This window comes from Lentibacillus sp. CBA3610, from assembly GCF_013373365.1.
GTDB lineage: Bacteria > Bacillota > Bacilli > Bacillales > Amphibacillaceae > Lentibacillus.
Genome location: NZ_CP035925.1, coordinates 3295255 through 3309238, shown reverse-complemented (window position 1 = coordinate 3309238; position 13984 = coordinate 3295255). Strand labels below are relative to the sequence as shown.

The 13984-nt window shown below is 46.4% G+C and carries 9 protein-coding genes, 1 tRNA gene, 3 rRNA genes and 1 pseudogene; all 14 read right to left on the bottom strand.

Features of this window, described 5'->3' with window-relative positions; translation table 11 throughout:
- Positions 1 to 3: 3 nt before the first annotated feature.
- Positions 4 to 79, bottom strand: a tRNA-Val gene (locus tag Len3610_RS16250).
- Positions 80 to 93: 14 nt separating this feature from the next.
- Positions 94 to 209, bottom strand: a 5S ribosomal RNA gene (gene rrf, locus Len3610_RS16245).
- A gap of 136 nt (positions 210 to 345) precedes the next feature.
- Positions 346 to 3680, bottom strand: a 23S ribosomal RNA gene (locus Len3610_RS16240).
- Between the two features lie 159 nt (positions 3681 to 3839).
- Positions 3840 to 5403, bottom strand: a 16S ribosomal RNA gene (locus Len3610_RS16235).
- Together the 16S, 23S and 5S rRNA genes with 1 tRNA gene alongside form the textbook arrangement of a ribosomal RNA operon.
- A gap of 1115 nt (positions 5404 to 6518) precedes the next feature.
- Positions 6519 to 7526 carry a lysine--tRNA ligase gene (gene lysS / locus Len3610_RS16230; RefSeq protein ID WP_255259662.1) on the bottom strand — a complete coding sequence of 336 codons (1008 nt, stop codon included), beginning with the start codon at positions 7524 to 7526 and terminating at the stop codon, positions 6519 to 6521.
- A 92-nt stretch (positions 7527 to 7618) separates the two neighbouring features.
- Positions 7619 to 7877: pseudogene (locus Len3610_RS16225) on the bottom strand (tRNA-dihydrouridine synthase); the annotation flags it as partial.
- A gap of 3 nt (positions 7878 to 7880) precedes the next feature.
- The gene (locus tag Len3610_RS16220) at positions 7881 to 8108 is read right to left on the bottom strand and encodes a helix-turn-helix domain-containing protein (RefSeq protein WP_176448874.1); all 228 of its coding nucleotides are present in this window, start codon (positions 8106 to 8108) and stop codon (positions 7881 to 7883) included.
- Positions 8078 to 8590, bottom strand: coding sequence for a 2-amino-4-hydroxy-6-hydroxymethyldihydropteridine diphosphokinase (gene folK / locus Len3610_RS16215; RefSeq protein ID WP_176448873.1), 513 nt, complete (start codon positions 8588 to 8590; stop codon positions 8078 to 8080). The genes Len3610_RS16220 and folK overlap by 31 nt, the downstream gene beginning before the upstream one ends.
- Positions 8587 to 8952 carry a dihydroneopterin aldolase gene (gene folB / locus Len3610_RS16210; protein WP_176448872.1) on the bottom strand — a complete coding sequence of 122 codons (366 nt, stop codon included), beginning with the start codon at positions 8950 to 8952 and terminating at the stop codon, positions 8587 to 8589. Before folB ends, folK begins: the two co-directional genes overlap by 4 nt.
- Positions 8945 to 9778, bottom strand: a complete 834-nt coding sequence (gene folP / locus Len3610_RS16205) for a dihydropteroate synthase (RefSeq protein WP_176449717.1) — start codon at positions 9776 to 9778, stop codon at positions 8945 to 8947. Before folP ends, folB begins: the two co-directional genes overlap by 8 nt.
- A 282-nt stretch (positions 9779 to 10060) precedes the next feature.
- Positions 10061 to 10987: a cysteine synthase A gene (gene cysK, locus Len3610_RS16200; RefSeq protein ID WP_176448871.1), complete on the bottom strand. Its 927-nt coding sequence runs from the start codon at positions 10985 to 10987 to the stop codon at positions 10061 to 10063.
- Positions 10988 to 11086: 99 nt separating this feature from the next.
- Positions 11087 to 11986 (bottom strand): peptidylprolyl isomerase, encoded by a 900-nt coding sequence (locus tag Len3610_RS16195; RefSeq protein ID WP_176448870.1) that lies wholly within the window; start codon positions 11984 to 11986, stop codon positions 11087 to 11089.
- Between the two features lie 17 nt (positions 11987 to 12003).
- The gene (gene hslO / locus Len3610_RS16190; RefSeq protein WP_176448869.1) at positions 12004 to 12885 is read right to left on the bottom strand and encodes an Hsp33 family molecular chaperone HslO; all 882 of its coding nucleotides are present in this window, start codon (positions 12883 to 12885) and stop codon (positions 12004 to 12006) included.
- A 47-nt stretch (positions 12886 to 12932) separates the two neighbouring features.
- Positions 12933 to 13703, bottom strand: a complete 771-nt coding sequence (locus Len3610_RS16185) for a type III pantothenate kinase (protein ID WP_176448868.1) — start codon at positions 13701 to 13703, stop codon at positions 12933 to 12935.
- Positions 13704 to 13984: the final 281 nt, after the last annotated feature.

Below are 13984 nucleotides of genomic sequence, written 5' to 3'. Positions count from 1 at the left end.
AAATGGTGGAGGATGCTGGGCTCGAACCAGCGACCCCTTGCTTGTAAGGCAAGTGCTCTCCCAACTGAGCTAATCCTCCCACACATATATACTGCCTGGCGGCGTCCTACTCTTGCAGGGGTTAAACCCCAACTACCATCGGCGCTGGAGAGCTTAACTGCTGTGTTCGGCATGGGAACAGGTGTGACCTCTCCGCTATCGCTACCAGACCTTTTTCATTTTGTGTGTCGATTCCTTTATTAAGGACAAGAATCATTATAGCCATTTTTGACGAAAAATGCAAGGGGTTTTTCAGGAATTTGCACCCTGAAAACTAAATAAGAGTTCCATTCAACCACATATGGTTTAGTTAAGTCCTCGATCGATAGTATCCGTCAGCTCCACGTGTCGCCACGCTTCCACCTCGGACCTATCCACCTCATCGTCTCTGAGGGATCTTACTCACTTAAAGTGATGGGAAGTTTCATCTTGAGGGGGGCTTCATGCTTAGATGCTTTCAGCACTTATCCTTGCCACACGTAGCTACCCAGCTGTGCTCCTGGCGGAACAACTGGTACACCAGCGGTGTGTCCATCCCGGTCCTCTCGTACTAAGGACAGCTCCTCTCAGACTTCCAGCGCCCACGACGGATAGGGACCGAACTGTTCTCACGACGTTTCTGAACCAGCTCGCGTACCGCTTTAATGGGCGAACAGCCCAACCCTTGGGACCGACTACAGCCCCAGGATGCGATGAGCCGACATCGAGGTGCCAAACCTCCCCGTCGATGTGAACTCTTGGGGGAGATAAGCCTGTTATCCCCGGGGTAGCTTTTATCCGTTGAGCGATGGCCCTTCCATGCGGGACCACCGGATCACTAAGCCCGACTTTCGTCCCTGCTCGACTTGTAGGTCTCGCAGTCAAGCTCCCTTCTGCCTTTGCACTCTGCGAATGATTTCCAACCATTCTGAGGGAACCTTTGGGCGCCTCCGTTACCTTTTGGGAGGCGACCGCCCCAGTCAAACTGCCTGCCTGACACTGTCTCCGGACCGGATTACGGTCCTGGGTTAAGAATGTTCGTACAGCCAGGGTGGTATCCCACGGGGTGCCTCCACGTAAGCTGGCGCCTCACGTTTCGACGGCTCCCACCTATCCTGTACAAAGCCTGTACAACATTCAATATCAAGGTGCAGTAAAGCTCCACGGGGTCTTTCCGTCCAGTCGCGGGTAATGCGCATCTTCACGCATAGTATAATTTCACCGGGTCTCTCGTTGAGACAGTGCCCAAGTCGTTGCACCTTTCGTGCGGGTCGGAACTTACCCGACAAGGAATTTCGCTACCTTAGGACCGTTATAGTTACGGCCGCCGTTTACTGGGGCTTCGGTTTGGCGCTTCGCGTGACAAGCACGCTAACGCGTCCCCTTAACCTTCCAGCACCGGGCAGGTGTCAGCCCCTATACTTCGCCTTTCGGCTTCGCAGAGACCTGTGTTTTTGGTAAACAGTCGCTTGGGCCTATTCACTGCGGCTCACTCGGTGTGAGCACCCCTTCTCCCGAAGTTACGGGGTTCATTTTGCCGAGTTTCCTTAACGAGAGTTCTCCCGATCACCTTAGGATCTCTCCTCCCTACCTGTGTCGTTTGCGTACGGGCACCTGTGGAACTCACTAGAGGCTTTCTTTGGCAGTGTGGAATCAGGAACTTCGGTACTCAATTTCCCTCCCCGTCACAGCTTGGGATTGTCAGACGGATTTACCTGTCCAACTCCCTCACTGCTTGGGCGCACAATTCCGACAGTGCGCTTTCCCTATCCTGCTGCGTCCCCCCATCGTTCAAACGCTCACGAGGTGGTACAGGAATATCTGCCTGTTGGCCATCGCCTACGCCTTTCGGCCTCGGCTTAGGTCCCGACTAACCCTGAGCGGACGAGCCTTCCTCAGGAAACCTTAGGCTTTCGGTGAAAGAGATTCTCACTCTTTTTTCGCTACTCATACCGGCATTCTCACTTCCAAACGCTCCACCAGTCCTCACGGTCTGACTTCACAGCATTTGGAACGCTCTCCTACCAAACAGAGGTCAGATGCCAGAAATCAGAAGTCGGATTATTTCCACTTTTGTATAGAGGAATAAATTTGCTTACCTAACTCTTCATACCGTTGATAAAGATAGGTGTATTTCTGTTCATCCAAATATGTCAAATCTCTTGCAAAATCCAACATAACCTTGACTTCATTATTGGAGCCAAGTGATATTTTAAGAAAACGCTTGAAGTCATTAATAGAATCTTTCTTCCATATCCTTCAGCAATTTGCTGGAATAGAAAGGGCTGCTCTTCTCAGTTGAGCACCAAGTTCATATTTTTCAAAGTCAGGAAATTCCAAGGTGAGTTTATGAATTTTCAATGCAAGGTCATAAGCCTGTTGATAAATCCGTAAATCCTTATAGTGTTTTATCACTATCTTCCCTCACTTCTGACTTCCGACCTCTGGTATCTGACCTCTGCTTCCGCAGCTTCGGTGATACGTTTAGCCCCGGTACATTTTCGGCGCAGAGTCACTCGACCAGTGAGCTATTACGCACTCTTTAAATGATGGCTGCTTCTAAGCCAACATACTGGTTGTCTGGGCAACTCCACATCCTTTTCCACTTAACGTATACTTAGGGACCTTAGCTGGCGGTCCGGGCTGTTTCCCTTTCGACTATGAACCTTATCACCCATAGTCTGACTCCCAGGGTTGCGTTACTGGCATTCGGAGTTTGACTGAATTCGGTAACCCGGTGAGGGCCCCTAGTCCAATCAGTGCTCTACCTCCAGAACGCTTCTCCCTGAGGCTAGCCCTAAAGCTATTTCGGAGAGAACCAGCTATCTCCGTGTTCGATTGGCATTTCACCCCTACCCACACCTCATCCCCGCATTTTTCAGCATACGTGGGTTCGGGCCTCCAGTCAGTGTTACCTGACCTTCACCCTGGACATGGGTAGATCACACGGTTTCGGGTCTGCGACCGTATACTGTTTACGCCCTATTCAGACTCGCTTTCGCTTCGGCTCCGTGTTTGCCACTTAACCTTGCATACAATCGCAACTCGCCGGTCCATTCTACAAAGGTACGCCGTCACCCATTAACGGGCTTCGACTACTTGCAGGCACACGTTTCAGGTTTCTGTTTCACTCCCTTCCGGGGTGCTTTCACCTTTCCCCTCACACGGTACTGGTTCACTATCGGTCACCAGGGAGTATTTAGCCTTGGGAGATGGTCCTCCCGGATTCCGACGGAATTTCCCGTGTTCCGCCGTACTCAGGATCCACACCGGAGGAAATGGCTTTTCGACTACAGGGCTCTTACTTCTTCGGCTGATCATTCCAGATCGATTCGTCTAAGCCATTTTCTTGATAACTCCCATGGCGTGTCCCTTCTCCCCGGAACTTTCCGGTTGGGCTGTTTCCGTTTCGCTCGCCGCTACTCGGGAAATCGCGTTTGCTTTCTCTTCCCGGGTACTGAGATGTTTCAGTTCCCCGGGTGTGCCTCTTGTGCCCTATGAATTCAGACACAAGTACTGCCCCATTACGGACAGCGGGTTGCCCCATTCGGAAATCCCCGGGTCGCAGTCTACTTACGACTCACCGGGGCATATCGGTGTTAGTCCGTCCTTCGTCGGCTCCTGGTGCCAAGGCATTCACCGTGCGCCATCGTCACTTAACTAATAACATGCGTCGTTTGACGAACGTTTTTAAATCAATGTCGTTGAATGTCTTGCTCTTATTTAGTTTTTCAAGGTCCAAACTTCGCTCCACCACGAGGGATTTTGCTCCCTCAAAACTGAACCAAACAACCATGCATGACTTCCTTAAAAATCCTTAGAAAGGAGGTGATCCAGCCGCACCTTCCGATACGGCTACCTTGTTACGACTTCACCCCAATCATTGGCCCCACCTTCGGCGGCTGGCTCCGAAAGGTTACCTCACCGACTTCGGGTGTTGCCAACTCTCGTGGTGTGACGGGCGGTGTGTACAAGGCCCGGGAACGTATTCACCGCGGCATGCTGATCCGCGATTACTAGCGATTCCGGCTTCATACAGGCGAGTTGCAGCCTGCAATCCGAACTGGGAATGGTTTTATGGGATTTGCTTCACCTCACGGCTTCGCTGCCCTTTGTTCCATCCATTGTAGCACGTGTGTAGCCCAGGTCATAAGGGGCATGATGATTTGACGTCATCCCCGCCTTCCTCCGGTTTGTCACCGGCAGTCACCTTAGAGTGCCCAACTTAATGCTGGCAACTAGATCAGGTTGCGCTCGTTACGGGACTTAACCCAACATCTCACGACACGAGCTGACGACAACCATGCACCACCTGTCACTCTGTCCCCGAAGGGAACACGGTATCTCTACCGCCATCAGAGGATGTCAAGACCTGGTAAGGTTCTTCGCGTTGCTTCGAATTAAACCACATGCTCCACCGCTTGTGCGGGCCCCCGTCAATTCTTTTGAGTTTCAGCCTTGCGGCCGTAATCCCCAGGCGGAGTGCTTATTGCGTTAACTTCAGCACTAAGGGGTGGAAACCCCCTAACACCTAGCACTCAACGTTTACGGCGTGGACTACCAGGGTATCTAATCCTGTTCGCTACCCACGCTTTCGCACCTCAGCGTCAGTGACAGACCAGAGAGTCGCCTTCGCCACTGGTGTTCCTCCACATCTCTACGCATTTCACCGCTACACGTGGAATTCCACTCTCCTCTTCTGTACTCAAGTCCTCCAGTTTCCAATGACCACCCGCAGTTAAGCTGCGGGATTTCACATCAGACTTAAAAGACCGCCTGCGTGCCCTTTACGCCCAATAATTCCGGACAACGCTTGCCCCCTACGTATTACCGCGGCTGCTGGCACGTAGTTAGCCGGGGCTTTCTGGTCAGGTACCGTCAATGTCCTGCCCTGTTCGAACAGAACGTGTTCTTCCCTGACAACAGAGTTTTACAATCCGAAAACCTTCTTCACTCACGCGGCGTTGCACCGTCAGACTTTCGTCCATTGGCGGATGATTCCCTACTGCTGCCTCCCGTAGGAGTCTGGGCCGTGTCTCAGTCCCAGTGTGGCCGATCACCCTCTCAGGTCGGCTACGCATCGTCGCCTTGGTGAGCTCTTACCTCACCAACTAACTAATGCGCCGCGGGCCCATCTGTAAGTGACAGCTTAATGCCGCCTTTCAACTGCCGGTCATGCGACCGAAAGTGTCATCCGGTATTAGCTCGCGTTTTCCGCGAGTTATCCCGGTCTTACAGGCAGTTGCCACGTGTTACTCACCCGTCCGCCGCTCGTTCCACAGATGAAACGCCCCGAAGGGCGTTCACCTGCTTCCCGCGCACGACTTGCATGTATTAGGCACGCCGCCAGCGTTCGTCCTGAGCCAAGATCAAACTCTCCAATAAAAGTTTGCCATAAGGTCGACACCGATCAACCTTATCAATGTCTTTAGCTTCAAAAAAATTGATTCCAAGGGTTAAAGTGTCATCATTCGGATTAAAACAATCCGATTTCCGACCTCTTACCTCTGACATCTGTTTATCATACAGGTTGTTTTGTTCAGTTTTCAAAGAGCAAATTCAATGTCGCCTTCAAAAAAGCGACTTTACTAACATACCATCTTCCAACAACTATGTCAATAACTTTTTTAACGTTTTGTTGTTGGTCCGCATCTGTTTGCGCGACATATAATAATTTACCACGATTATTTCACTGAATCAATAGGATTAAACAAAAAAATTATTGGTTATTTCATCCAGTTTATAATAAGCTGACGAACGGTGTATCTCACTTGCGCTATTCAACTGTCGTCATGTTCAGCCTTAGAAGCTCCTCTTCCGTTTAACTTTCATTTCACACGAGATCGATAACTGCATAAACTTCAATCAGTGGGGACTTAATCCGTAAAACTGTTGTTCCATCCAATGAGTGGAATCTTTGATTAATTCATGGACAGCTGGCCAGTCACACAAGGATAAAAGATGACCAGTCAAGTTCAAGGCATGAAACATACTGGACTGGATTCACCTGATGTTATACATTAAATTACGAGTTATTTTTGCCATTTGCGGGAACAGCAGCACATCCCGGATAGGACGGGGGAGTTAGTCAACAGCATAACAAGTCGGTCGATTCCAATTCAGTCCCCTGGTTGGGAGCATTCCGTTATTCCAATGCTTCTAAAAGTCATCATTCCATTAAGTGTGCTTCGTTCATTTCCGGCATCCCGCTCTTTTACTTGTTGCTCAAACCGTTTGCGGCTGATCAATTGGATCATTTTAACTCACTAAAACATTCGCATGTTCGCGGCCAACAATAAACAGCTCAAAACGATCTGTAAATTTTTGTCCTTTCATTGCGCTTTGGCAAGCGGGCGAAATTTCGACGGGTGCCCGTAAATGAAAGTAGCTGTATCAATTCTTCTTCAACTTGTCAAAATTCATTAAGGGATATGGCCATAAGTCATATTATCCTGAACTCAACACCATGTTCCTCAGCCAGATCACGTGGCTTTCATCACTTATTGCGGCCAGAAGTCAACACCGGTATATTCTTTTACGGCGTCAACTATGTGTGTCCTTTTCCATTCCGGTTCCAGGTTAATTTCTTTTTCATCATATTGAATCTTCATGCTGTCAAGCACGTCATTAGCGATATGTGAAATTAAGTTTTCGGTTAACGTCATGACATCATGAAAATCGGCATACGCCTCGTATAATTCCATCATGGTGAATTCCGGATTGTGGCGTGTGGATACTCCTTCATTACGGAAGACACGCCCAATTTCATACACTTTTTCCATTCCGCCGACAATCAATCGTTTCAAATGAAGTTCGATTGCGATCCGCATATATAATGGAATCTCCAGTGCATTATGGTATGTTTCAAACGGACGGGCGGATGCTCCTCCCGGAATACCATGCATCATTGGAGTCTCCACTTCGAGAAAACCGTGTTCATCCAAATAACGGCGCATCGATCGGATGATCTTACTGCGCAGAATGAAAGTCTCTTTACTATCCGGATTGGTGATCAAATCCAAATAGCGTTGGCGATAACGCTGTTCGATGTCCTTAAGTCCATGATATTTTTCAGGCAATGGACGCAATGACTTGGTTAATAAGGTAAACTCTCTTGCTTTTACAGATAGCTCACCGACTTTTGTCTTAAACATAACACCTGTCACGCCAACGATATCCCCCATATCAGCAGATTTGAAAATTTCGTAGGCGTCTTCACCTATCATATCTTTCCGAACATATAGCTGAATTTGTCCACTCAGATCCTGAACGTGGGCAAATCCCGCTTTCCCTTTGCCGCGCTTTGTCATGACACGGCCGGCGATCGTTACGTCATCATCCTTTTCTTCCAATTCCTCTTTGGAATATTGATCATACTTGCTGACCAAATCTGATGCAAAATGCGATCTTTCAAATTTGCCGCCGAACGGTTTCACGTTTTTTTCCTGATAAAATGCGAGCTTTTCCCGACGCGCCCGCATATGATCATTTAATTCTTCTGTCACCATTATCACTCCATTTTATCCGGCCGGTTCCGCATTTTTTGGAGGAACCTGGCTTTCAGTAGTCAGTATCTTGTTTTCCGGGTCTCAACAAGACTAAATTGCGCTGCTTGTACCAATGAATCTTTTTTACCGCCAAAAATTTGCAGACTCATCGGCATCTCATCTTCATCAATATACAGCATGTTCATGGATTTTTCATTTTTATTGTTAAGCCCTTTATCATTGACCATTTCAGCACAAACAAGTCCGGAACCAAACTCCTTTACGCTCAGGTCGGAAAGCATAGTTGGATATTCCGGCCATCGGTGCCAGTACAACACGATTCGGGATTGTAATATCACCGTTTTGAAACATTGATTATTCCTCCTTCTTTTCCCCCTGGTCATCATCTGTTAGTTCCTGTCTCGATATCTCCAGCTGGCCGGCTATTTGATCCAGCAATTCAGTTGTTGCCTGCCGCTCTCCTCGTTCGACATCACCAAGGTTTATAATCGGAATATCTAATTGTTTAGCCAGACCCACCTGTGTATACCCTTTTAATTTACGAAACGCTTTTATTCTTCTGCCGAGCCTTTCTCTGTCCATAGCGTTACATCCTTTATATCGCTTTCGGGAAGTTCCTCTATATAATCCGATACCATTTTATGGGCTGTCGCAACGGTTAATTCAGATGCTAATTCACTCAAAGGTATAAGCACAAATGCCCGTTCAAGCATGCGTGGATGCGGAATCGTCAATTGTTCTGTTTCTCTATTTTCCTGATTATAGATTAAAATGTCAAGGTCAACCGTGCGCGGCCCAAAGCGAACCCCCCGTCTTCTGCCTAATTGTTTTTCAATGCTTTGGCAAACATCAAGCAGTTCTAATGGCAAAAGGGACGTATCCAGTTCAATGACCATATTCAAAAAATCATCCTGATCCGTGTAACCGACTGGTGCCGTTTTATAAATGGAAGATTTTCTGAGTACAGTTATTTGCCGATGCGTATTCAGTGATTCCAGTGCTTTTGAGAGATAGTCATCCCGCGGCTCTATATTTGATCCTAAGGCCAGATAAATATTGTTCATTCGTTTCGCTCCCGGTATATTTCGACTGCAACTGACTGGTAATGTCCCGGTATAGGAGGGTCTGGCTTGGTAACCGTTAATTTGCAAGCTTTTAGTAAATTAAACGATTGAAATAATTCATCAGCAATCGCCTCAGCAATCGCCTCAACCAGATTTTTCGGTTCGCCTTCCATAATCTCTTTGATGACATGATAAACTTCGCCATAATCAATCGAATCATGCATATCATCCGAACGGCTGGACTTTTTCAAATCCAGCATCAGCTCTGTATCAACCAAAAATCGCTGGCCGAGTTTGTTCTCTTCCGGAAACAGGCCATGGTATCCGTAAAACATCATTTGATTCAGCAAAATTTTATCCAAGAGTCTTCCCTCCCTGCTTACCAAGCATAGCATCCATCATCTTTGAAAGTTCGACGTGCAGCTTCACATTATGGACACGAACAATCTGAACGCCCTTTGAAATACCGAGACACGTTGTGGCACCCGTGCCATTATCACGTTTATCCGCCGGCAGATCCAAAATTTTTCCGATAAATGATTTGCGGGATGTTCCAAGCAGAATCGGATATCCAAAATCATTGAATTCTTCCAAATGATTCATAACGGTCAGATTATCACCGGACGTTTTGGCAAAACCGACGCCAGGGTCGAGCACAATGTTCGCTGGTGATACGCCTGCTTTAAGTGCAATGTCGATACTCTCCTGCAAATCCTGTTTCATATCAGGGATGAGCGATGTATAATCCGTATTCGGCCGGTTGTGCATTAATATAATCGGAACATGACTGGCAGCCGCAACTCGTGCTATATCAGGTTCCCGTTTCGCACCCCAGACATCGTTTATAATGTCAGCCCCGGCTTCAACGGCCTGACGTGCTGTTTCTGCTTTATATGTGTCAATGGAGATTGGAATGTTTACATTATCTTTAACTGCCCGAATAATCGGCAAAACACGCTCAAGTTCTTCATCCAGCGATACAGGGTCATGATCCGGCCTGGTGGATTCACCGCCTATGTCAATCATATCCGCCCCTTGCTGTTCCATATATACGGCTTGTTCCACAGCTTTTTCAACAGTTGTGTAACTTCCGCCATCCGAAAAAGAATCAGGCGTCACATTCAAAATTCCCATCACATGCGTCCGTTCGTCCAAGTGAAACGTTTTAGTATTCGTTGTTAATTCCATCATGTACCTTCTTTCGCAACTCAATTGTATGTAATAAGAAACACTCAGGTCTAGCCTCGTCTTTCCAGAGGTCAGAAGTAAGAGGTCGGATTGGTTGAAGTCTTCATCTGAAATGTTATATTTTCTGACCTTATCAAAAAGGGAATAAGCAAACTAAGAAATTAGGCGTGTTGTTTTCACCAGTCTTTATTGAACTCCCTCTAAAATATTATCCTATCACAGCATGAAAAAAAGGACTAGCACCAGACATCCGGTGCCAATCCTCCCTTGTTCTGAGTCATTTTACTCTTCATCATATTGATAAAGCGGTGTGGACAGATAACGTTCACCATTATCAGGAATAACTGCAAGCACTTTTTTACCTTCACCCAATTGTTTGGCAACTTTTTGAGCTGCAGCTACTGCGGCGCCTGCTGAAATGCCACCCAGAATACCTTCCTGTTTAGCAACTTCACGTGCTGTCTGAAAGGCTTCATCATTGGATATGCGAATAGCTTCCTCATAAATATCCGTGTCCAGAATATCAGGAACAAAACCTGCGCCCAGCCCCTGAATCTTATGCGGTCCCGGTGAATCTCCGGAAAGAACAGCAGAATCATCTGGTTCAACGGCATAGAGTTTTATGTCCTTAAAATGGTCTTTTAAAACTTTGCCGGCACCGGTAATCGTTCCGCCGGTCCCGATACCGGAAACAAACGCATCAAGCCCTTCATCCATCTGTTTGACAATTTCCTGCCCGGTTGTGCGTTCATGCACTTCCGTATTAGCTTCATTACTGAATTGCTGCGGCATAAAATAGCCGTGTTCCTTTTTCAGTTCCTCTGCCTTTTTAATAGCACCCTTCATAGCATCTGCACCAGGTGTCAATACTAATTCAGCACCATAAGCGCGTAATAAATTACGGCGTTCCTTACTCATCGTGTCGGGCATAACCAATACCGTTTTATATCCTTTTGCAGCCGCAACCATAGCCAACCCAATTCCGGTATTACCACTGGTCGGCTCAATAATGGTGTCTCCCTCTTTTAACTCACCCTGTTTTTCGGCAGCTTCGACCATTGATAATGCAATCCTGTCTTTAACCGAACTTCCGGGGTTCATGAATTCCAATTTCAGATAAATATCAGCACTATCCTTTTCAACTGAACGATTCAACTTCACAATGGGTGTTTCGCCAATAAGACCGTTAATACTATCAGCAACTCGCATTCTGATTCCTCCCAATTCCAAGTATCTGCATAGGATTTATACACAATATACGTTTAAATGTTTAAAATGTCAATCAATAGACATTATTATTAGAAATTTCTACTCCTCATACATCCATTCGACGTCCAGCTCGTCCCATAACGATTCCGCTGACAATGACTGATCCAGCTCATCCATTGCCAGCTCCCGTTCTACATAAGGTTTCATTTCCTCATAATCAAACGTGATGGGTGGAAGCTTGCGATGAAGATAAATAATAACGACATTCTCATTACTTTGAAAAGGTTCACTATATGTCCGTTCTTCCATTTCTTCCACTTTATCCAGGTAGCCAGCAGGCCAAAACTGGCTAGTATTCACTAAAAATCCGAAATAGCCGCCTTCATCTTTTGTTTCATCATCTATCGAATATTCCTGTGCCAACAGACTGAATGATGCACCGTTTTCGAGTTCTGTGTGCACTTTTTCTGCCGTTTCAAAGCCATCCACGACAATATGGGAAATTTGTGTTGATGCCTGGACGTCATACTGATCCCGGTAATCCTCATAATACGAGCGAATGTCTTCGTCCGGTATATTGGCATCAGCTGTGAGAAGGGCCTCCAATTGATAGCGGTGAATAATATCTTCCCGCCATTCCGCCTCCTTTCGATTTGTTTCTTCCTCAGTCATGACACCCTGCATCGTTGTTAAAAGTGCTATTTCCCGGGCAATGATTTTCTCATCAATCGTTACATTGTTCGCATCAGCCAGCTGCTGCACCACCTGTTGGTTTATCAAATGTTTCAATTGGTTTTCCCCATTGTTTTCACGTAATGCTGTTATCCATTCATCATACGAAATCGTTTGATCACCAACAGAAGCAACTGGCTCCGTCTGATCAATTCCCATGTTACCGCCGTCAATCGAGCCGATGCCTGTCTGGCCCCAAAAAATAAGTGTGGTAATATTCGTTATAAGCAGAACCACAATCATACCCCAGAGAAGTTTTTTGTTCATCAGGCGCTCCTTTCACATTAGTTTTCTGCTGATTCTTTAAGCATTTCCAGCTCCTGTTCCGATAATTGATAAACTTCATTACAGAAATGACATGTGGCTTCTGCGCCGTGATCCTCGTCAATCATATTCTGGATTTCTTCGGTTCCAAGCCCAAGAATTGCCCGCTCCACACGTTCTTTGGAACATTTGCACTGAAAACGGATAGGCAGCCGTCCTTGAATGGTGACGTCTTCATCCCCAAAAAGCCGTTCCAAAATTTGTTCCGGTGCATTGCCTTCCCGTATCAACGTTGAAATCGGCGGGATTGACTGAATTTTTTCTTCAAGACGTGTCATAACTTCTTCATCAGCACCAGGCATCACTTGTACAATAAATCCGCCGGAAGCTGATATACTCTGGTCGGGGTTAACCAGCACACCAGCCCCTACAGAAGAAGGCGTCTGTTCAGAGTTTGCGAAATAATAGGTGAAATCATCCCCAACTTCACCGGATACAATCGGAACCTGTCCTGTAAATTGCTCTTTTAGCCCTAAATCCTTTACAACACTAAGCGTCCCTTCCGTACCAACTGCTCGTGCGACATCCAGCTTGCCTTTTTCATTTAAATCAAAATCAACGTACGGGTTCGTGACATACCCCCTCACATCACCTGTTGCATCACTGTCAGCAATAATCGCACCAATCGGCCCATTCCCTTCAAGTTTAACGGTCAGCGTATCATCACCTTTTAGCATCGCTCCCATCATTGCACCGATTGTTATCGTCCGGCCGAGAGCAGCTGAAGCTGTCGCCAACGTATCCTGTCTTCTCCGAGCTTCGTCGATTGTATTTGTCGAGCTGATCGCGTATGCACGAACTTGTCCGTCATACACAGTAGCTTTCACCAGATAATCTTTCATATTATTGTTTCCGTCTCCTTCAGAGGATGTTCAGCAAGTCAGAACTCCTATTGCATATTTTTTTGGTAAATTTTATAAAGACCTTTTAATGTCAAATATTTATCAACATAATCGATTGTTTCGGATGCATCCGCAATGAGCGATGCCAAACCACCCGTCGCTATGACTGTCGGCTCTGTTGTCGTTTCCCGCTTCATCCGGTTAACTGTCCCGTCCACTTGTGCAACATAGCCATAAAAAACACCCGATTGCATCGCTTCGACTGTTGATTGACCTATCACATTGTCAGGTGCCTGAATTTCAATTTTTGGCAGCTTTGACGCCTTACTATTGAGCGCTTCCATCGAAATCAGAACACCAGGAGCAATCAGACCGCCATAATAAGCTTTATCATCATTAATATAACAATAAGTTGTCGCTGTTCCAAAATCAATAATAATCAGAGGTGCACCATACTCTTCAATTGCTCCTGCCGCATTCACTATCCGGTCAGCCCCTATTTCCTCCGGGTTTGGATAAACCATGTTCAAATATGAATGCACCGAATCTTTTCCAATAACCATCGGCTCCAGGTGGAAATATTTCGTGCACATTTTTTCCAATGCAAACATCATTGGAGGCACGACGGAAGAAATAATGACTCCGTTAATATCCGAAAACGAAATACCTTCATGCGCCAATAAAGACTGCATAAGGACAGCAAATTCATCCTCAGTTTTATACCGGTCTGTATTGATCCGCCATTCATGAATTAATGTATCATCCTTAAAAACACCAAGAACTGTGTTTGTATTTCCTGCATCAAGCACAAAAAGCATTTATAACCAAACCTTCCTATACCGTTTCTATGTTTTTACTATAGCACAAAGCGAAACTTCATTCAGCAGAACGCTTTTCTCTGCTGAATGTTAGTTGAGCCGAATCGGGGGATTTAGGGCAGCAATTCCCGGTTTTTGTTGGGGGTTACTGCCCGTTATATGCGGGATAAAACGATGCTTTGTCATGAATAGAAAAACTTGAATTTAAATTGATCTATTACACAAAGACTTTTTTCGTAACCTTTGATACGCTTTAACCCTCGGAGTTGATATAAACTACG